Below are 18,508 nucleotides of genomic sequence, written 5' to 3'. Positions count from 1 at the left end.
CAGACAGGGACCGGCAAGGGCACGAGACATATGAAAGACAATGAAAACATCCCCGCCGTGATGGCGGAGCTTGGCAAACGTGCAAAGCAAGCGGCGCAAATCCTGGCGACGGCCAGCGCTGAACGCAAATATGCAGCGCTGATTGGTGCTGCAGAAGCGGTCTGGAGCCGCCGGGCAGAGATCATCGCAGCAAATGCCAAGGATCTGGAGTTCGGCCGGGGCAAGGGCCTTTCGGACGCGATGATGGACCGGCTGATGCTGGACGAGGCGCGTATTCAAGGCATCGTTGATGGTCTCCGCGCTGTGGCGGAGCAGCGCGACCCGGTCGGGGAGGTGATGGAGGAGTGGGAACAGCCCACCGGCCTCAAGATCCAGCGCGTCCGCACCCCGCTGGGCGTGATTGGCGTGATCTACGAAAGCCGCCCCAATGTGACCGCTGACGCCGGCGCGCTCTGCCTGAAATCGGGCAACGCGGTGATCCTGCGCGGCGGCTCCGAAAGCTTCCATTCCTCGCAAGCGATCCATGCCTGCCTGGCTGAAGGATTGAAGTCAGCCGGTCTGCCGGAAGACGCCGTGCAGCTGGTGCCGACCCGCGACCGCGCCGCGGTGCAGGAACTGCTGACCATGACGGATTATGTGGACGTCATCGTTCCGCGCGGCGGCAAAGGGCTGGTGGGCCTGGTACAGCGCGAGGCGCGCGTGCCGGTCTTTGCCCATCTTGAAGGCATCGTGCATATCTACCTCGACAAAGCTGCCGATCCGCAGAAGGCGCTGGATGTGGTGCTGAACGCCAAGACCCGCCGCACCGGCATTTGCGGCGCTGCGGAATGCCTGCTGATCCACCAGGACATCGCGCCCACACTGGGCAAGACGGTGCTGGATGCCCTGGCCTCTGCCGGCGTTGAAATCCGCGCCGAGGCAGGGCTGCCCGGACCGGACGGCATGACCGCAGCCACGGCCGATGACTGGGGCAAGGAATACCTGGATTCCATTATTGCAGCCAAGCAGGTAGCGGACATAGATGAAGCGATCCAGCACATCCGCGCCCATCATTCCCAGCACACCGATTGCATCATTACTGAGGACGACGCGGCTGTTCAGAAGTTTTTTGCGGAACTCGACAGCGCCATCCTGATGCACAATGCCTCAACTCAGTTTGCCGACGGCGGCGAGTTCGGGATGGGGGCTGAAATCGGTATCGCCACCGGCAAGATGCACGCGCGCGGTCCGGTCGGTGCAACCCAGCTCACCAGCTTTAAATATCTGGTGCGCGGCAACGGCACCACCCGCGCCTGATACCTATGAAACGCCAAACGCCGGGCAGATTGCCCGGCGTTTCATACCAAAAGAAGTGGCGCAGTTCAAAACTGCAGCGTGATCTTTTCCAGGTTCAGCTCCAGACGCACCGTGCGGCCTGCCTCTTTTGCCGCTTCCGGCAGGAGCGCAAATTGGACCAGTGCCGGAGTGATTTCAGCGTTCGAATTGCCGCCACTGATCCGTGCCCATAATTCGTCATCCACCGTAACTTTGCGGCCTTCGCCCACCACGGTCCATTTGCCGTCGGCGCAGAAAATTTTGACCGTTCCGCCATAGGGCAGGGCACTTTCCAGGCACAGCGCGGACAGCAGTGCCAGCCGTGCCTCGCTGCGGGTGCAGCCTTCCAGCGGGGACCATTGGTATTGGATGCGTCCGCCTTTGCTGACGTCTTCGAGCACCGAAACCACCTCAGTCCGCGGTGTCTGCTGATCGCCTGCCGCACCAAAAGCGATGCGGAAAAAACGGATGCGCGCATTGGCATTTGCAACACTGTCGGAGATCAGTTCCAGCTCCGGTCCGGACATGCTGCCGGCCATGCCAAGCAGTTCCAGACCGTTGTTAATGGCGCCGACCGGGCTGATCAGGTCATGACAGATCCGCGACCCTACCAAAGCCGCAAGATTGGCGTTATCTACACCCATAACGTATACTTCCTCCGAACTGGGCCATCCGCAGATGAATGACCTCAACGCTATATTAGCCCCCGGCATGTTTGTCCGGCATCCTGACCACCCGGAATGGGGAACCGGTCAGGTCCAGTCAAACGCGGGCGGCAAGATCACTGTAAACTTTCCCGATCAAGGGAAGCTGGTGATTGACGGAGCGCGTGTCTCCCTTATTCCCGTCTTTGATCCATAACGGTTTATGAAGGGTTAACGAACTCCCTCAAATTAGCCTGAATTTCTGCGCGTTCTTTGCCCTATCGGGGCGGTGCGCTCAAGCCTGAACTACGCAAGGGTTTCAAATGCCAGACAGCTCTCCGGTATTTTCCGTCAAGATTGCCGACAGCGAAGAGGAACTGCGCGCGGCCCAGTCTTTGCGGTACGAGGTTTTTGTGCGGGAGCTTGGCGGCAGCGGCGAAATGGTCGACCACAGCGCCGGCTTGGAACGGGACCGCTTTGACCCGTTTTTCGACCACATGCTGGTCACCGATGACAGCAATGGCCGGGTGGCAGGAGTTTACCGGCTGCTGCGCGATGATCAGGCGGCCCAGGCCGGGCAGTTCTATTCCGAGGCGGAATTTGATCTTAGCATTCTCAAGTCTTCGGGACGCAAGCTGCTGGAACTGGGTCGTTCCTGTCTGCACGCCGACTACCGTGGCGGAATGGCGATGTTTCACCTTTGGTCCGCGCTGTCAGACTATGTCGAAGACCATCAGATCGAGGTTCTGTTCGGCGTGGCCAGTTTCCACGGCACTGACCCGCAGCAGCTGGCCACACCGCTGGCAATGCTGCATCACAACCATCTTGCGCCAACAGACTTGCGGGTGAGATCAAAGTCGTTTCAATCCATGGATTTGATCACCAAAGATGATCTGGACCGGAAGCAAGCCATGGTTGAAACACCTGCCTTGATCAAGGCCTATCTCCGCCTTGGCGGCTATGTCGGCGAGGGCGCATTTGTGGATCATGCTTTCAACACCACGGATGTCTGCCTGATCCTGGACACAGCCCGGATGAACGAGCGCCAGCACAGGATCTATGCCGGAGGCAGGAAGCGGGCATGAGCGTCAGCTGGCACAGCAGCGAAGCGCCGGATCCGGTCCGGATTTCGGCCTTGGGCTGGGGGCTGGTGCTGCTGCGCGGGCTGCCGCTGGCAACGCTGGTCTTTGGTGGGCTGCTGCTGCTGCTGACAATACGGCTGGCCGAGCGGCCGCTTTGCGGTGTGAACCGGCCGGTGACCCCCTTTATCACCCAGTTTGTGTGCCGCAATGCCTTCCGCATTCTGGGGATCACCTACAAGACCCGGGGCAGCTTGATGCGGGCGCGCGGCGCCGTCGTGGCCAATCACGCCTCATGGCTGGATATCTTTGCGCTGAACGCACGCAAACGGATCTATTTTGTTTCCAAGGCCGAGGTCGCCAAGTGGCCGGGGATCGGCTGGCTCGCCCGTGCTACCGGCACTGTCTTTATCGAACGCAACCCGGCGCGGGCCAGGGAACAGGCGGCGGTCTTTGAACAGCGCTTGCAGGCCGGCCATAAACTGCTGTTCTTTCCCGAGGGCACCTCCACCGATGGGTTGCGGGTTCTGCCCTTTAAAACAGCACTTTTTGCAGCGTTTTTTAACGAGCATCTGCGGGACGGGATGCACATCCAGCCGGTTACCGTCATCTACCGGGCTCCCAAGGGGGCGCCCGCGCGGTTTTACGGCTGGTGGGGCGACATGGATTTTGGTCCTCATCTCCTCAAGGTTCTGGCAGCGCCGCGCCAGGGAGAGGTTGAGCTGATCTATCATCCGCCCCTGAAAGCTTCAGATTTCCCGGACCGGAAATCGCTCGCCGCGGCGGCCGGAAGCGCGGTCCGCGAAGGCCATCACAGCGGGCTTCCCTGCTGAAATCCGGACCAGGCGCCGATTTCTGTGGATCAACTATTGTCAGCTGGCAATTTCTGCTCTATGAGCGCGCCTACGAACCCGCAGGCGGGGTTTGGCCTGATCAGGGGAGACATCCCTGACGGACCCCCGGTTGGAGCATCTGCTCTGAACCCCCGCCGAGGATTGAAACCGGAAAGGAAAGAATAGCATGGCTCTTCCCGAGTTCACCATGCGTCAGCTGCTGGAAGCTGGCGTACACTTCGGCCACCAAACTCAGCGCTGGAACCCGCGCATGTCGCCCTTCATCTACGGCGCGCGCAACGGCATCCACATCATGGACCTGACCCAGACTGTTCCGATGCTGGACCAGGCACTGCAGGTTGTCCGCGACACCGTCGCCAAAGGCGGCCGTGTTCTGTTCGTCGGCACCAAGCGCCAGGCAGCCGGCCCGATCGCCGAAGCCGCTGAGAAATCTGCGCAGTACTACATGAACCACCGCTGGCTGGGCGGCACCCTGACCAACTGGAAAACCGTTTCCCAGTCGATCAACCGCCTGAAGGAAATCGACGAGAAGATGTCCTCCGGCGCCGAAGGCCTGACCAAGAAAGAGCGTCTGGGCATGGAACGCGACCAGGAGAAGCTGCAGGCCTCCCTGGGCGGCATCCGCGAAATGGGCGGCGTGCCGGACCTGCTGTTCGTCATCGACGTGAAAAAAGAAGCACTGGCAATCGCCGAAGCCAAGAAACTGGGCATCCCGGTTGTGGCTGTTGTCGACACCAATTGCTCCCCCGATGGCGTGGACTTCATCATCCCGGGCAACGACGACGCATCGCGCGCCATCTCGCTGTACTGCGATCTGGTGGCCCGTGCGGCTCTGGACGGCATGTCGGCTCAGCTGGGCGCAGCAGGCGTTGACCTGGGCGCGCTGGAAGAAGCACCGGCAGAAGAAGCCGTTGCTGAAGAAGCAGCCGCCGAAGCCTGATCCGTCCTGTCACGGAACTGACATGCGGGGCAGGGTATCACCTGCCCCAAATCCGTTTTTGAATTGAGGAGAGCCTAAGATGGCAATCACTGCAGCAATGGTGAAAGAACTGCGCGAATCCACCGGCGCAGGCATGATGGATGCGAAGAAAGCACTGGTCGAAAACGATGGCAACATGGAAGCCGCCGTTGACTGGCTGCGCACCAAAGGCCTGGCGAAAGCCGCCAAGAAATCCGGCCGTACCGCTGCTGAAGGCCTGGTGGCCGTGGTCGTCGAAGGCGGCAAAGGCGTTGCGGTTGAAGTGAACTCCGAAACCGACTTCGTTGCCAAGAACGGCGAATTCCAGGAAATGGTTGGCAAGATCGCAACCGCTGCTCTGGGCGTGTCCGATGTCGAGGCGCTGGCCGCAGCTGATCTGGGCGGTAAGTCCGTCGCCGACACTCTGACCGACAAGATCGCCACCATCGGCGAGAACATGTCGCTGCGCCGCATGGCGTCGCTGGAAGGCGAGACCGTCGTTTCCTACGTCCACAACGCAGCAACCGCAGGCATGGGCAAAATCGGCGTTCTGGTTGCGATGACCGGCGGCGACGAAGCCATCGGCAAACAGGTCGCAATGCACATTGCAGCCGTGAACCCTGCCGCTCTGTCCGAAGCGGACCTGGACGCTTCCATCGTTGAGAAGGAAAAGCAGGTTCAGATCGACATCGCCCGCGAATCCGGCAAGCCGGAGCAGGTGATTGAGAAAATGATCGAAGGCCGGATGAAGAAATTCGTGGCTGAATTGACCCTGCTGAACCAGCAGTTCGTGGTGAACCCGGATCTGACCGTGGAAGCAGCTGCCAAGGAAGCTGGCGCCACCATCACCGGTTTTGTCCGCGTGGAAGTCGGCGAAGGCATCGAAGTCGAGAAAGAAGACTTTGCTGCAGAAGTGGCCAAGGCCGCTCAGGGCTGATCTGCCTTACAGCCTGAGGATTGGAACCGGCGGGGCAGCCCGCCGGTTTTTTTGTGCGCAGGCAACGGGAAAAGACCCATCGCTGGCGGAATATCCGGCCGGATCTGGGTCTGTTCCGATTGTTGGGAAGGAAAGGCGAGGGGCCTCACTGATGGGGATGGATGAGGCCCCTCTGATATCGGAATAGACGCGGATCAATACGCGCCTATTCCCGACCAGGTAGGAGAGCCTTGAAATCGCAAGGGTCGTTACCCAAAGGTTCCTAGGCCAAAGCCACCACTCACGGAACAAGTGAAACATGCAGCGAATTAACCTATAACGGTAGTATAGTATTCCTTACTTTTTAGTAGATGCTCCTTGGCACGGTCAGGCCTGGTTTTCCGGCTAGGCCGCTGCCAGATTGAAATCGAGAAACCGATCAATTAATCTTTGAAATTCAATGCATTAATGCAGGCTTCTCGCACCCGCCTATGCATCCATAACATACATTTGATTGTGCAGCGCAGCCTTCAGGACAGCCTGGGCGGTTGTTTCAACTGACAAAGATTCACGCGCAAGACGAAGGTGTTTTTCAATCGTAGCGGGAGTGAGCCCCATCAATAGCGCAATGTCCTGAGTGGTTTTTCCGTCACCCACCCATTGCAGCACTTCGCGCTGGCGTTTGGTCAGGCTGCGGTTTGGCGCTGTGTAGGGCAGGGTAAGGATTTTCAGATGCGCGACATTGTTCATCAGCACGATGTCTTCGCCCGCCTCCGCCCACAATGCGTCCACTTCATCCTGACCCATCTCCGGTTTGGCCGCCAGAGAAATGGCCCCCTTGTAGCGCGGCGATGCGGAATAGAAACTGATAGTATAGCCTGCGGTCAAATCCAGCTTCTTGTTAAACTCATGCACCTTTTGCGCTTCCGGCCCCAGCATGCCGTCAGCAGCCATCTCCTGGACGATACGCCAGCTGCCGGCGCCTTCATTCTCCAGCGCCCAGCGGAGCATCGGCGCATGAAAATACAGGCCCTTGTGCAGGAACCCGTTCAGATATTCGCTGTTGTGGTTCGACAGGATCACAAAATCATCCGGATCCCCCAGCGAGGTCTCCGTCTTATAGCGGGTATAGCCGTAGATCAGCCTGTCAAAGCCGAATTTGCCCATCTGCTGAACATGGCCGTGCCAAAGCTCCTCCAGGCTTTGCGCGCCGCAGACAAAGCTGAGGTAGTCCTTTAAATTCATGCGCTTCCGGCCTCTTTCAGATGCGAATCCAGGGCTTGCAGCGCCAGCAGGTAGCCTTGGGCGCCAAAGCCGCAGATCTGCCCCAGCGCAGCCCTGGAGATATAGGAGGTGTGCCGGAACGCCTCCCGCGCATGGATGTTGGAGAGGTGGACTTCGACTGCCGGGATTTCAACGGAAATCAGGGCGTCCATGAGGGCAATGGAGGTATGGGTATAGGCACCGGCGTTCAGGACAATACCATCATGCACGCCCTTGGCGGCATGGATGGCGTCAATCAGCGCACCTTCATGATTTGACTGCAGGCACGTTACCTCCAGCCCCAGGGTTTGCCCATGCTCTGCACAGGCGGTCTCCACCATTTTCAGCGTGACCGAGCCATAGACCTCAGGCTGCCGGGTGCCCAGCAGGTTCAGGTTGGGGCCGTTCAAAACCAGAATACTCGTCATCGCCTGTCTGTCCTTATCTTCCTTCCCCCTGAACTTCTAAGACAATTCCAATCAGAATGCGAATACACAAATGCGCGCGAATTGGAAAATTTCTCCTACCTGAATTAGCAGCCTGGCTTTCCTGCGCAGCGCATAGAGAAACCTGCGCTTGTTTATTTTTGCTTATTAGAATTCAGAAAGGTTGTTATTGCAGCCGGAATTGGCTCGACCTGGCTGCCACAGCAGCGCAGTATGCCCAGGCAGAAACCGCTGAGGGGCAGGGCAATGGACAAGAAACGTCTGCAGCGCATCAAAACCTGGCAGCAGCGGTATGTGAACCAACGGAAATACGCTGGCAGTGCGCTTCTGATCAACCGCGATGGCAGGGAATGCTTCTTTCACGCAGCAGGTCTGCGAAATATCGAAGAAAACCTCCTCTTCACCCGCGACACGCTGGTCCGGCTTTATTCAATGACCAAACCAGTGACGTCCACCGCGCTCATGATTCTTCTGGAACGGGGGGAGCTTCAACTCGACGCCCCCGTCAGCGCATTTCTCCCTGAATTCAGCGCTCCGCAGGCCCTTGTTGAGACGGCAGCGTCAATTACCCACACGGAACCCTGTGCGCCGCCAACACTGCACCAGCTGCTGACGCATACCAGCGGGCTCAGCTATCCTTTCAACCCAGGCATCCTGCCTGAGGCCATGGAGAGCGCAGATCTGATGTTCAAGCCGGATCAGGGTCCCTTGGCACAGGCTGTCCGTGATCTTGCGGAGCTGCCTCTGGCCTTCAGGCCCGGCTCCCGGTGGGAGTATTCGGTTGCTACGGATGTGCTTGGCCGGGTGATTGAGGTGGTGTCCGGCAAACCGCTTGGCTGTTTCCTAGCCGAGGAGATTTTCGAACCGCTTGGCATGTCCGAGACAGGCTTCCAGCTGCCAAATGGGGCAGGGAACCGGTTTGCCTCTCTCTATACACCTCTCGCCGGGGATGCCTTCGCGCTGAATTCAGAGGCAGAGAACACGGACAGCCTGCGCCTGACGGACAGCTACCGGCATTCACCATTTGAAGGCGCACAGATGCAGTCCGGCGGCGGCGGGCTGATCGGAACGATCGACGACTACATGAAGTTCGCCGAGATGCTCCGCAATCGGGGGCGATACGCCGACGGCTTCATCTTGAGTCCGCAAACTGCTGATTTTATGATGAGAAACCATTTGCCCGGTGAAATCGCGTCGATGGGTCCGCAGAGCTTTGCCGAACAGCCGATGGAAGGCATGGGCTTTGGCCTTGGCGGCGCGGTGGTTCTTGACCCTGCGCGTGCCCGCTGCCCGGGATCCGCTGGCGACTTCAGCTGGGGCGGTATCGCCTCGACCTTCTTCTGGGTGGACCGCACGCTGGGCCTGTCGGTGGTTTTCCTGACCCAGCTGGCCCCGTCCAGTTCCTATCCCTCCCGGCCGGAGCTCAAGGCGCTGGTGCATGGGGCTATTACGGGATGACTTCCAACTGGCTGCTTTGCGGCTAAACTGCCTGCGCTGCAAGCCAAACAACGAAAGCGCTCAAAATGCCCGATACCGCCAAGATCCTCCTTGATCTCCTGGATCTGGAAACACTGGACAGCAATCTGTTCCGCGGTTCCGGATCTGGCGGCGAAACGCCTACTCGGATTTATGGCGGCCAAGTAATCGCTCAGGCGCTCACCGCTGCTTATGCCACTGTTTCCGGGCGTTTATGCCATTCTCTTCATGCTTATTTCATCCGCCCTGGCGATCCCTCGCGACCGGTTATCTATGAAGTCGACCCGGCACGGGACGGCCGCAGCTTTACCACGCGGCGGGTGGTTGCCATTCAAAACGGAAAGCAGATCCTGAACTTGGCGGCCTCGTTTCACGGCCAGGAACCCGGCTGGAGCCATCAGCACCCGATGCCGGATGTGCCTGGACCTGCCGGGCTGGAGCCGCGTCATGAAATCCTTCTGCGAAACGCATTCCGCGTCGATCCGGACAAACGCCGCGAATTCACCAGGCCGCGGCCGTTTGAAATCCGCGAGGTTGAGCCAAGGGATCCGCTGGCACCGGAAAAGACCAGTGACATCAACAGTATGTGGATCAGAATGGAAGCCGCCAAAGGGGCTGGACCGGAGCTTCAGCATATCCTGTTGGCTTATGCCTCCGACTTTGGACTATTGGGATCATCCATGCGGCCGCATGGGCTGACATTTCATAAACCCGGCGCCATGACAGCCAGCCTGGATCACGCGATGTGGTTCCATGCACCGGTGCAGCTGGAGAATTGGCACCTCTATTCAATGGACGCACCATTCACAGGAAATGGCCGCGGCTTCAATCGCGGATCAATCTACACAGAGAGCGGTGAGTTGGTAGCAAGCGTTGCCCAGGAAGGTTTGCTGCGGCCTGTAGATCGTTGAAAATTAATGCTTTCATCCGATCCCCGAGGTGTCAGTCCTGCATTAGTTTAACATAATTCTGATTATAAGACTACAAAAGCCGCTTTGGGTGGATTCACAAACGAAGTGCAAATTCTGTACGAATACAAAGAGTTGCATGGAGTATGAAGAATGGGAAGCCACTACTGTCACCTGAAGCTGGTTGAACGACGCAAGCTCGCTAAGTGGCTTGAAGCCAAAATGCCGATAGCGGAGATCGCTGATCGCTTGGGCCGCGCGCCCTGCACGATCTACCGGGACATCAAGCGGAACCAATATACGGACGACGAACTGCCGGAGCTGAACGGCTACCACGCGCTTGTCGCTCAGGACAAATACGAGGCGCGCCGCGCGATCCATCGCAAGATGATCGTTTATCCTGAACTGAAGGAAGCCTTCGAAGACAGGCTCAAAGCTGGCTGGCCGCCGGAACAGATCGCAGGCCGAATGCGTTTGGAACGTCATCCGATCCGCGTCAGCCATGAGACGATCTATCGGTTTGCCTATTCCAAGGACGGCCGCGACGAGCAGTTCTATCGCCACCTGCCCGAGCACCGCTGCCGTCGCAGGCCGCGGGGTTATCGCAGGCACAACAGGACACACATCTTCGACGTCCAAAGCCTGTCCCACAGGCCTGAGCGCATCTCTGAGCGTGCCGAGTTTGGCCACTGGGAATGCGATCTGATGATGTTCCGCAAGGAACATGGGAAGGTCAACGTAACCTCCCTGGTCGAGCGCGTCAGCCGGTATGCTGTCGTCAAGCGCAACGAGGATCGCCAGTCCAAGCCGATCATGGAAGCGCTAATCCAAGGCCTGGCTCCCCTGCCCGCCGATGCGCGCAAGTCGATCACCTTTGATCGAGGTACGGAGTTCTCAGCCTGGCGGCACCTCAAAGCCGGGATCGGTGCGGATGCGTGGTTCTGTGACCCGCAAGCGCCGTACCAGAAAGGCACGGTTGAGAACACCAATAACAGGCTGCGCCGATATCTGCCCAGACCAACCGAACCGACGGCGCTGACAAATCGGTATTTGAGGTCGATTTGCCATCGCCTCAATTCCACACCGCGCAAGTGCTTGGGCTATCATACCCCTGCTGAGATCTTCGAAAACGAGCTGATGGAAATCCAAAACCGATTGGAATAGAACGGCATATCAGAAATTGCGCTTCAGCGTGAGTTCACATATACGCGCACTCCGGCCTTTGCCTTACGGGAAAAGAAAATGGCTTCCTCTGAAACCAGAGGAAGCCAGTTATCACCGATCAGGCTCCTTCATTGACTGCCCGATTGTATTCTTACCTGGGCCTTCTCAGTGTTCAGAACGGGCGCACCCGTCCCGGATCGTATCGGAAGCGGATAATTCCGCTTCCAGCTGCCGTCTGCGCCGCCGAGGGAAATTCGCAGGCGCAGACGGTATTCCGTTAGCTGCAGCCGGAGGTCCCGCCGCAGGTGTTGCACTTCATGCAGGTGCCGTTGCGCACCAGCGTGTAGTTGCCGCATTCACCGCAGGCTTCGCCTTCGTAGCCTTGCATCTTTGCCTTGGTGCGCGCGTCCATTCCGCTCGTGTTTTGCGCCGGTGCTGCGCTGGTTTCAGGAACCAGGGTCTGCAGCGCTGCGACCGGATCGGTTCCGGTGTCCAGCACCCCTGCATCGGTCTGGCCGCCTTGCAGCACCACCAGATCCTGCGGCAGCCGCTTGCGCAGATAGCCGGTCGAAGAGATTTGCTTGAGAACTTCCAGCGACCGGGTTGCTGCGCTTTCACTCAGCTCCGACAGGTTGGACACGCCTTCTTCCTCGCCACGGCCCAGATCGTCGAACGTCGCGCCTTCCGGTTTAACATGCGCCAGATCGGTGCGGTCGAGATAGCTAACAGCCAGTTCGCGGAACACATAGTCGAGGATTGAGGTCGCGTTCTTGATCGAGTCGTTGCCCTGGACCATGCCTGCGGGCTCAAACTTGGTGAAGGTGAAGGCGTCGACAAACTCCTCCAACGGCACGCCGTACTGCAGGCCGACCGACACCGCGATGGCAAAATTGTTCATCATCGCCCGGAAGCCTGCGCCTTCCTTATGCATGTCGATGAAGATTTCGCCCAGATTGCCGTCCTCATACTCGCCGGTGCGCAAGTACACCTTGTGGCCGCCGACAACCGCCTTTTGGGTATAGCCCTTGCGCCGCTGCGGCATCTTGGTGCGGTGCGACTTCAGCACCTCTTTGATGACCACTTTTTCGACGATTTTCTCAGCCAGAACAGCTGCCTTCTCCTGCGGCGCGCCGCTTTCCAGCACCTCGGCCGCATCGTCATCGTCTTCGACCAGCGCCGCCGCCAGCGGCTGGCTCAGCTTGGAGCCGTCGCGATACAGTGCATTGGCCTTAACCCCCAGGCTCCAGCTCAGCTCATAGGCCTTTTGGCAGTCTTCGATAGTGGCCGAGTTTGGCATGTTGATTGTCTTGGAGATCGCTCCGGAGATGAAGCTCTGGGCTGCTGCCATCATGCGGATGTGGCTGTCAACGCTCAGGAAACGCTTGCCCTTCTTGCCGCAGGGGTTGGCGCAGTCAAAGATCGCGTAATGCTCTTGCTGCAGATGCGGTGCGCCTTCCAGGGTCATGGTGCCGCAGACGTGGTCATTGGCCGCCTCGATGTCCGCCTTGGTGAAGCCAAGGTGGCGCAGCAGGTCGAAGGTGGGATCGTTCAGCTTGGTTGCCGGGATTCCCAGCACGCCGGTGCAGAAGTCCTCGCCCAGGGTCCACTGGTTGAACACAAAGCGGATGTCAAAGGCCGATTCCAGCGCCGCATCCACCTTGGCCAGCTCATTGGGGCCAAAGCCGTGGCCAGCCAGCGAGGTGTGGTTGATGCCCGGCGCATTACCGATAGAGCCGTGGCCCACCGCGTAAGAGACGATTTCCTCGATCTGGGCAGAGCTGTAGCCCAGTCCCTCCAGCGCCGAGGGCACTGAGCGGTTGATGATCTTGAAGTAACCGCCGCCTGCGAGTTTCTTGAACTTCACCAGGGCAAAGTCCGGCTCAATCCCTGTGGTGTCGCAGTCCATCACCAGGCCGATGGTGCCGGTGGGTGCAATCACCGTGGTCTGAGCGTTGCGGTAGCCATGCTTTTCACCCAGTTCCAGTGCTTCGTCCCAGGCGCTGGCGGCCAGATCGGTCAGTAGTGCATCGGGGCAATTGGCGATGTCCAGCGGCACCGGCTTCACCGAAAGGTTTTCGTAGCCTTCAGCGCTGCCTTTTGCAGCATTGCGGTGGTTGCGGATCACACGCAGCATATGGTCTGCGTTTTTTGCATAGCCAGGGAAGGGCCCCAGCTCCGAGGCAATCTCGGCGGAGGTCGCATAGGACACACCGGTCATCAGCGCGGTCAGCGCCCCGCAAAGCGCCCTGCCCTCGTCCGAGTCATAGCCAAAGCCCATGTTCATCAGCAGGCCGCCGATGTTGGCATAACCCAGCCCCAGGGTGCGGAAGTCATAGGACCGCTGTGCGATTTCCTTGGACGGGAACTGCGCCATCATCACCGAGATTTCCAGCGTCAGCGTCCACAGGCGGCAGGAATGCATGAAATCATCCGCCTGGAACAGCCCGTCCTTCAGGAAGCTCAACAGGTTCAGCGACGCCAGGTTGCAGGCGGTGTCGTCCAGGAACATGTATTCCGAACAAGGGTTTGAGCCGCGAATTTCACCGTCTTCCGGGCAGGTGTGCCACTCGTTCACGGTGTTGTGGAACTGGATGCCCGGATCGGCGCAGGCCCAGGCCGCATGGCCGACCTTCTCCCACAGGTCGCGGGCTCTGATTACCTTGGCGACCTTACCGTCGGTGCGGTTGAACAGCTCCCAATCGGCATCTTTTTCGACCGCGTGCAAGAAGGCGTTTGTCACCCGGATTGAGTTGTTGGAGTTCTGCCCGGAGACAGAGCTGTAGGCCTCCGAGTCCCAATCGGTGTCGTAGGTCGGAAACTCGATCGAGGTATGGCCCTGTTTGGCATAATCCAGAACCCGCTTGATGTAGGTTTCCGGGATCGCAACTTTCTTGGCCTCGCGGACCGCCGATTTCAGCCCGCCATTGACCGCCGGGTCATAGGCGTCCGCCTCGGCACCATCCCAGCCGCGGATCGCCTCGAAGATGCCGTTCAGCATTTTCTCGTGCATTTTGGAGCCCGCGACAATCGACGCGACCTTTTGCTCCTCAAGCACCTTCCATTCGATGAACTGCTCGATATCCGGGTGATCGGCGTCCACGATCACCATCTTTGCTGCCCGACGGGTTGTGCCGCCTGATTTGATGGCGCCCGCCGCGCGGTCGCCGATTTTGAGAAAGCCCATCAACCCGGAAGATTTGCCGCCGCCGGACAGCGGCTCGCCCTCGGCGCGTAGATGGGAGAAATTGGTGCCGGTGCCAGAGCCGTATTTGAACAGCCGCGCCTCGCGCACCCACAGGTCCATGATGCCGCCGTCCTTGACCAGATCATCCGAGACCGACTGAATGAAGCAGGCATGCGGCTGGGGGTGTTCATAGGCGCTGTCCGATTTGGTCAGCTTGCCGGTCTTGTAGTCGACATAGTGATGCCCCTGTGCCGGGCCGTCGATGCCATAGGCCCAATGCAGGCCGGTGTTGAACCACTGGGGCGAGTTCGGTGCCGAGCGCTGGGTCGCCAGCATGTAGCGCATCTCGTCGTAATAGGCGCGCGCATCCTCCTCAGAAGAGAAATAGCCGCCTTTCCAGCCCCAATAGGCCCAGGCGCCGGCCAGACGGTCAAACACTTGCTTGGAGGAGGTCTCGCCGCCAAACTCTGCGTCCTTACAAGGAACAGAGCGCCACAGGAATTCGGGCACGTCTTTCTCGCGCACTTTCTTCAGCTGCGAAGGGACGCCGGCCTTGCGGAAGTACTTCTGGGCGATGACGTCGCTGGCAACCTGGCTCCAGGACGCGGGAATTTCGATATTGTCGAGACGGAAAACGATGGTCCCGTCCGGGTTGCGGATCTCCGATGTGGCGGAGACAAAGGCCAGATCGGCATAGGCATCCTGTCCGGGTTTTGTGTATTTCCGTTCGATCTTCATGCTCTGCCCCTTCTCAAGCACACGTCAGTCAACTGTCCGGTGCCCCCGCACCTGCCATTTCCGGCTGCACAGCACGCAAAATGCCTGTGTCCGCCGCATTTGGCGCACTTGCGGCCCTCGCCGGCCATTCTTCCAGGACTGTCTGCTGTTTTCAGCGTTGTTGCTGCGGCCCCTTAACCCACCAGATTTAGTGCCGTCGCAACCGGTGTCCACAATTTGGCGTATTCTGACACAAGGGGTCAACGTAAAATTTACCCCTTGGCAACGATCTTTGCTGTTGACGCTTTCTGCCGTTTGCAGGGTCCGATTCCGGGCATTGATTCATCCACAGGCAACCGGACGGAACAGGCAAGCCGGCTACGGTGGCGTGAACCCGGATTTCTTATGGGAACCAAGTGACTTGCTGCTCCGCCGCCCAACTGCGGCTTGTGCTGCCGTCTGAGTGAACTGTGCAAAACCGCGCGTCTGAACCGGCCACCGGCGCTGGAGCAACTTTATGGTGATGTTGCCGTGGCCTCACGCCGCTCAAAGCAGAGGACCGCGCGCCGGGTTAACCTTCTGATGCCCCTCAGCGGCAGTTGGTTAAGGGTGTGTTAACAGGAGGTTAATGAAGTATTAACACTCAGGCGAGAATGTCGGGACACGTTTGCATCTTGCAGCGGAAACGAATCTCCAGGCGGTTCCGCCCGGCTTAAGATTCGCTGCATTTTATGCTGAGAAGTGGTCGGGGCGGCGAGATTCGAACTCACGACCCCCTGTACCCAAAACAGGTGCGCTACCAGACTGCGCCACGCCCCGGACCGTGCGCCTTCCTATCTCTGCCAAACTGATTTGAAAACCCCTAACAGGGCCAAACTGCACCGCTGCCGGAAAAAATTTCATGGCGCAACTCCGTGCCTGCAGAAATGCCATAGCGGCGGGCCAGCCCACCGTTAATTTCCAGCACCGCAAAGACCCTGTCACCGCCAGGGATCGGGGTCAGGTCGTGGGGTTTTGCGTTCTCATGAACCGATGTGACCCGGCCGTGCTCATCCAGGAAAATGATGTCCAGCGGGATCAGCGTGTTTTTCATCCAGAAGGCAGCCCTTTGCGGCCTGTCGTAGACAAACAGCATCCCTGCCCCGCGCGCCATAGTTTCGCGGAACATCAGCCCCCGGGCCCGCTCTTCTTCTGAATCGGCGATTTCCACGCTGAATGCGGTCTGCCCCCAGGCGCCGCGCAAGTCCACGCTTCCGGGCCGGCAGTCCGAAGCCAGGGCCGCACCAGCGGCCAAAGCCAAACAGGCGCCCAGGCTCCAGGGAAGCAGGCGCCGGATCATGGAATTAATCCTGATCGCCGGGCAACAGTGCGGCCTCCCAGGCCAGCACCTCAACGGCCATCCGGCCGCGCTTGCCATCAATCACCCGCATCGCCAGCGCTTCGCCCGGCTGCAGATCCGCAAGGCCCGACTGGCGCAGGACCTCGACATGCAGGAACACGTCTTCGCCGCGGCCGAATACATTGGCAAAGCCAAAGCCCTTGCCCTTGTCGAACCATTTGACACGGGCAGGCTCCAGCGGTTCGTTCTGCAGACTGACCATGTCCAGATCGGCAAAGTCACTCAGCACTGGCGCATCTTCGCGTTCCGGCGGCTGAATGGAGATCACTTCGACAGCTTGAACACCGCGGCCGGTCTGATGGGTGACAATCTCAATCCGAGCGCCGTCTGCAACGGAGCTTTGGCCGAAATTGCGCAGCACATTAACATGGAGAAGAATGTCAGGACCGCCCTCGTCGGAGACAACAAAGCCGTAGCCTTTGGCCGGGTCGAACCACTTCACCAGCCCCTGAACTTGCTGCAAGCTGCTGAGATCTTCTGCCACTTACTTATTCCCACCGCGTTTTTTTTATTTTGATGACGCCCTGATGCGCGATTCTGACCTTGGAATTCAAGCTAAAAAGACTTGAAATTGTCACGAAACTGCTATTGACCCTAGGTAAACCTTTGCCATTCCGGTCAGGGATTAAGCCGCAGAATTTCCCATTCTGCAGCTGCATTATTGCGCCGCCAGCGGAAGCGGTCATGCAACCGGAACGCGCCATCTGCCCAGAATTCAATCTCAACCGGAACCAGCCGGTAACCGCCCCAGAACGGCGGCCGCTCCGGGTTCGGGCCCTTCATGGCCGTCACCTTGGCCACTTCGGCCATCAGCGTGCCGCGGCTGTCCAGCGGCTGAGACTGTTTCGACGCCCATGCCCCGAGGCGGCTCTTGAGAGAGCGGGACTTGTAATATTCATCGGCCTGCGGCCCTTCCTCGCGGGTGATGGTGCCGCGCACCCGGATCTGGCGGCGCAGCGATTTCCAATGCATGACAAAGGCCGCCTTGCCCGCGTGATCCAGCTCCTGCGCCTTGGCGCTGCCGTAGTTGGTATAAAAGACAAAGGCGCTGTCTTCGATCTCTTTCAGCAGCACCATGCGGCTGTTGGGCAGTCCGTTTTCGTCCACGGTCGCCAGCGCAATGGCGTTGGGATCATTGGGCTCGGACTGTTCCGCTTCTGCCAGCCAGGACCTGGCAATGGCAAAGGGATCATCGCCTGCGAAAATACCTGTACGGTCGGACATGGGCACCTCTCGTGGGAATTCTGATGCAACCTAGGCAGCTTCCTTTGTGCCGGCAAGGGCGTGAACCCTTGAAGCGCCCCGCGCGGCATTATAAACACCGCTAAATTATCAGATCACAGGCGGAGAACCTGCATGTCTAGTCAACTGATGGCCGGTAAGCGCGGCCTCATCATGGGCCTGGCCAACGACAAATCCATTGCGTGGGGCATTGCTAAGGCCTGCGCCGATGCCGGCGCTGAGCTCGCCTTTTCTTATCAGGGCGATGCGCTGAAGAAGCGGGTCGACCCGCTGGCCGAACAGCTGGGCAGCAACATTGTCCTGCCTTGCGACGTGTCGGACGAAGCGTCCATCGACGCTCTGTTCGCCGAGCTTGAGGCCAAATGGGGCAAGCTGGACTTTGTCGTTCACGCCATCGGCTTTTCCGACAAGAACGAACTGCGCGGCCGTTATGTCGACACCAGCCGCAGCAACTTCCAGATGACCATGGACATCTCGGTGTTCTCGTTTACCGCGGTTGCAAACCGGGCAGAGAAAATGATGAGCGAAGGCGGCTCGCTGCTGACCCTCACCTATTACGGCGCTGAGCAGGTGATGCCTCACTATAATGTGATGGGTGTGGCCAAGGCGGCGCTGGAAGCCTCGGTCAAATACCTGGCCGAAGACCTGGGCAAGGACGGCATCCGCGTCAACGCGATCTCGGCCGGCCCGATCAAGACCCTGGCCGCTTCCGGCATCGGTGATTTCCGCTACATCATGAAGTGGAACGAATACAACTCGCCGCTGCGCCGCAACGTGACCATCGACGATGTGGGCAAGTCCGCACTGTACCTGCTGTCCGATCTCAGCTCCGGCGTGACTGGTGAAAACCTGCATGTGGACGCCGGCTACCACGTCGTTGGCATGAAGGCGGTGGATGCGCCGGATATTTCCAAGTAACTGAACAGGCGGAGCCCCGGACAACG

17 protein-coding genes and 1 tRNA gene are annotated in these 18,508 nt (G+C 59.1%); 10 read left to right on the top strand and 8 right to left on the bottom strand.

The window, feature by feature from the left end; all coding sequences use genetic code 11:
• Nucleotides 1-30 precede the first annotated feature (30 nt).
• Nucleotides 31-1,296: a glutamate-5-semialdehyde dehydrogenase gene (locus ACXAEK_RS15335; RefSeq protein ID WP_475043193.1), complete on the top strand. Its 1,266-nt coding sequence runs from the start codon at nucleotides 31-33 to the stop codon at nucleotides 1,294-1,296.
• Between the two features lie 65 nt (nucleotides 1,297-1,361).
• Here the strand turns inward: ACXAEK_RS15335 and ACXAEK_RS15330 are convergent, their stop codons facing one another.
• A complete protein-coding gene (locus ACXAEK_RS15330; protein WP_475043191.1) occupies nucleotides 1,362-1,958 on the bottom strand; it encodes a histidine phosphotransferase family protein in 597 nt (198 codons plus the stop codon).
• A gap of 34 nt (nucleotides 1,959-1,992) precedes the next feature.
• On the opposite strand from ACXAEK_RS15330, the gene ACXAEK_RS15325 reads away from it, so the two are divergent.
• The 5 genes from ACXAEK_RS15325 (at nucleotide 1,993) to tsf (ending at nucleotide 5,786) form a co-directional block, all read left to right on the top strand.
• Nucleotides 1,993-2,175 (top strand): DUF3553 domain-containing protein, encoded by a 183-nt coding sequence (locus tag ACXAEK_RS15325; RefSeq protein ID WP_475043189.1) that lies wholly within the window; start codon nucleotides 1,993-1,995, stop codon nucleotides 2,173-2,175.
• Nucleotides 2,176-2,281: 106 nt separating this feature from the next.
• Nucleotides 2,282-3,043 carry an L-ornithine N(alpha)-acyltransferase gene (gene olsB / locus ACXAEK_RS15320; RefSeq protein ID WP_475043187.1) on the top strand — a complete coding sequence of 254 codons (762 nt, stop codon included), beginning with the start codon at nucleotides 2,282-2,284 and terminating at the stop codon, nucleotides 3,041-3,043.
• On the top strand, nucleotides 3,040-3,870 hold the full coding sequence (olsA, locus tag ACXAEK_RS15315) for a lyso-ornithine lipid O-acyltransferase (protein ID WP_475043185.1): 831 nt from the start codon (nucleotides 3,040-3,042) through the stop codon (nucleotides 3,868-3,870). The genes olsB and olsA overlap by 4 nt, the downstream gene beginning before the upstream one ends.
• 187 nt (nucleotides 3,871-4,057) lie before the next feature.
• Entirely contained in the window at nucleotides 4,058-4,831 is a 774-nt protein-coding gene (gene rpsB / locus ACXAEK_RS15310; protein WP_027237674.1) for a 30S ribosomal protein S2, read from the top strand.
• Nucleotides 4,832-4,910: 79 nt separating this feature from the next.
• Nucleotides 4,911-5,786, top strand: coding sequence for a translation elongation factor Ts (gene tsf, locus ACXAEK_RS15305; RefSeq protein ID WP_475043183.1), 876 nt, complete (start codon nucleotides 4,911-4,913; stop codon nucleotides 5,784-5,786).
• Nucleotides 5,787-6,254: 468 nt separating this feature from the next.
• Here tsf and ACXAEK_RS15300 read toward each other — a convergent pair whose 3' ends face one another.
• The gene (locus tag ACXAEK_RS15300; protein ID WP_475043181.1) at nucleotides 6,255-7,010 is read right to left on the bottom strand and encodes a LuxR family transcriptional regulator; all 756 of its coding nucleotides are present in this window, start codon (nucleotides 7,008-7,010) and stop codon (nucleotides 6,255-6,257) included.
• The gene (gene aroQ / locus ACXAEK_RS15295; RefSeq protein ID WP_475043180.1) at nucleotides 7,007-7,456 is read right to left on the bottom strand and encodes a type II 3-dehydroquinate dehydratase; all 450 of its coding nucleotides are present in this window, start codon (nucleotides 7,454-7,456) and stop codon (nucleotides 7,007-7,009) included. Before aroQ ends, ACXAEK_RS15300 begins: the two co-directional genes overlap by 4 nt.
• A 264-nt stretch (nucleotides 7,457-7,720) precedes the next feature.
• Between aroQ and ACXAEK_RS15290 the strand changes: the two genes are divergently transcribed.
• From ACXAEK_RS15290 to ACXAEK_RS15280, 3 genes are all read left to right on the top strand, one after another.
• Nucleotides 7,721-8,932: a serine hydrolase domain-containing protein gene (locus ACXAEK_RS15290; protein WP_475043178.1), complete on the top strand. Its 1,212-nt coding sequence runs from the start codon at nucleotides 7,721-7,723 to the stop codon at nucleotides 8,930-8,932.
• Between the two features lie 65 nt (nucleotides 8,933-8,997).
• A complete protein-coding gene (locus ACXAEK_RS15285) occupies nucleotides 8,998-9,861 on the top strand; it encodes an acyl-CoA thioesterase (RefSeq protein WP_475043176.1) in 864 nt (287 codons plus the stop codon).
• A 150-nt stretch (nucleotides 9,862-10,011) separates the two neighbouring features.
• Entirely contained in the window at nucleotides 10,012-11,022 is a 1,011-nt protein-coding gene (locus ACXAEK_RS15280; RefSeq protein ID WP_475043174.1) for an IS30 family transposase, read from the top strand.
• 277 nt (nucleotides 11,023-11,299) lie between these two features.
• Here ACXAEK_RS15280 and ACXAEK_RS15275 read toward each other — a convergent pair whose 3' ends face one another.
• The 5 genes from ACXAEK_RS15275 to pdxH form a co-directional block, all read right to left on the bottom strand.
• Nucleotides 11,300-14,944, bottom strand: coding sequence for a vitamin B12-dependent ribonucleotide reductase (locus tag ACXAEK_RS15275; RefSeq protein WP_475043172.1), 3,645 nt, complete (start codon nucleotides 14,942-14,944; stop codon nucleotides 11,300-11,302).
• Between the two features lie 721 nt (nucleotides 14,945-15,665).
• Nucleotides 15,666-15,742 (bottom strand) — tRNA-Pro (locus ACXAEK_RS15270).
• Between the two features lie 43 nt (nucleotides 15,743-15,785).
• Complete coding sequence (locus tag ACXAEK_RS15265; RefSeq protein WP_475043170.1) at nucleotides 15,786-16,262, bottom strand: DUF192 domain-containing protein; 477 nt, start codon at nucleotides 16,260-16,262, stop codon at nucleotides 15,786-15,788.
• 4 nt (nucleotides 16,263-16,266) lie between these two features.
• Complete coding sequence (locus ACXAEK_RS15260; protein ID WP_475043168.1) at nucleotides 16,267-16,806, bottom strand: cold-shock protein; 540 nt, start codon at nucleotides 16,804-16,806, stop codon at nucleotides 16,267-16,269.
• Between the two features lie 134 nt (nucleotides 16,807-16,940).
• A complete protein-coding gene (gene pdxH / locus ACXAEK_RS15255) occupies nucleotides 16,941-17,546 on the bottom strand; it encodes a pyridoxamine 5'-phosphate oxidase (RefSeq protein ID WP_475043166.1) in 606 nt (201 codons plus the stop codon).
• A gap of 132 nt (nucleotides 17,547-17,678) precedes the next feature.
• On the opposite strand from pdxH, the gene fabI reads away from it, so the two are divergent.
• A complete protein-coding gene (gene fabI / locus ACXAEK_RS15250) occupies nucleotides 17,679-18,482 on the top strand; it encodes an enoyl-ACP reductase FabI (RefSeq protein ID WP_039182935.1) in 804 nt (267 codons plus the stop codon).
• Nucleotides 18,483-18,508 lie beyond the last annotated feature (26 nt).

This window comes from Leisingera sp. ABM4_101, from assembly GCF_056158725.1.
The sequence above is the reverse complement of the archived record's forward strand: the minus strand, read 5'-3'. Positions and strand labels throughout refer to the sequence as shown.

Bases quoted from the DNA above. Each gene is read 5' to 3' on its own strand.
- ACXAEK_RS15335 (WP_475043193.1), top strand. From the start codon at position 31: ATGAAAGACAATGAAAACATCCCCGCCGTGATGGCGGAGCTTGGCAAA.
- ACXAEK_RS15330 (WP_475043191.1), bottom strand. From the start codon at position 1,958: ATGGGTGTAGATAACGCCAATCTTGCGGCTTTGGTAGGGTCGCGGATC.
- ACXAEK_RS15325 (WP_475043189.1), top strand. From the start codon at position 1,993: ATGAATGACCTCAACGCTATATTAGCCCCCGGCATGTTTGTCCGGCAT.
- olsB (WP_475043187.1), top strand. From the start codon at position 2,282: ATGCCAGACAGCTCTCCGGTATTTTCCGTCAAGATTGCCGACAGCGAA.
- olsA (WP_475043185.1), top strand. From the start codon at position 3,040: ATGAGCGTCAGCTGGCACAGCAGCGAAGCGCCGGATCCGGTCCGGATT.
- rpsB (WP_027237674.1), top strand. From the start codon at position 4,058: ATGGCTCTTCCCGAGTTCACCATGCGTCAGCTGCTGGAAGCTGGCGTA.
- tsf (WP_475043183.1), top strand. From the start codon at position 4,911: ATGGCAATCACTGCAGCAATGGTGAAAGAACTGCGCGAATCCACCGGC.
- ACXAEK_RS15300 (WP_475043181.1), bottom strand. From the start codon at position 7,010: ATGAATTTAAAGGACTACCTCAGCTTTGTCTGCGGCGCGCAAAGCCTG.
- aroQ (WP_475043180.1), bottom strand. From the start codon at position 7,456: ATGACGAGTATTCTGGTTTTGAACGGCCCCAACCTGAACCTGCTGGGC.
- ACXAEK_RS15290 (WP_475043178.1), top strand. From the start codon at position 7,721: ATGGACAAGAAACGTCTGCAGCGCATCAAAACCTGGCAGCAGCGGTAT.
- ACXAEK_RS15285 (WP_475043176.1), top strand. From the start codon at position 8,998: ATGCCCGATACCGCCAAGATCCTCCTTGATCTCCTGGATCTGGAAACA.
- ACXAEK_RS15280 (WP_475043174.1), top strand. From the start codon at position 10,012: ATGGGAAGCCACTACTGTCACCTGAAGCTGGTTGAACGACGCAAGCTC.
- ACXAEK_RS15275 (WP_475043172.1), bottom strand. From the start codon at position 14,944: ATGAAGATCGAACGGAAATACACAAAACCCGGACAGGATGCCTATGCC.
- ACXAEK_RS15265 (WP_475043170.1), bottom strand. From the start codon at position 16,262: ATGATCCGGCGCCTGCTTCCCTGGAGCCTGGGCGCCTGTTTGGCTTTG.
- pdxH (WP_475043166.1), bottom strand. From the start codon at position 17,546: ATGTCCGACCGTACAGGTATTTTCGCAGGCGATGATCCCTTTGCCATT.
- fabI (WP_039182935.1), top strand. From the start codon at position 17,679: ATGTCTAGTCAACTGATGGCCGGTAAGCGCGGCCTCATCATGGGCCTG.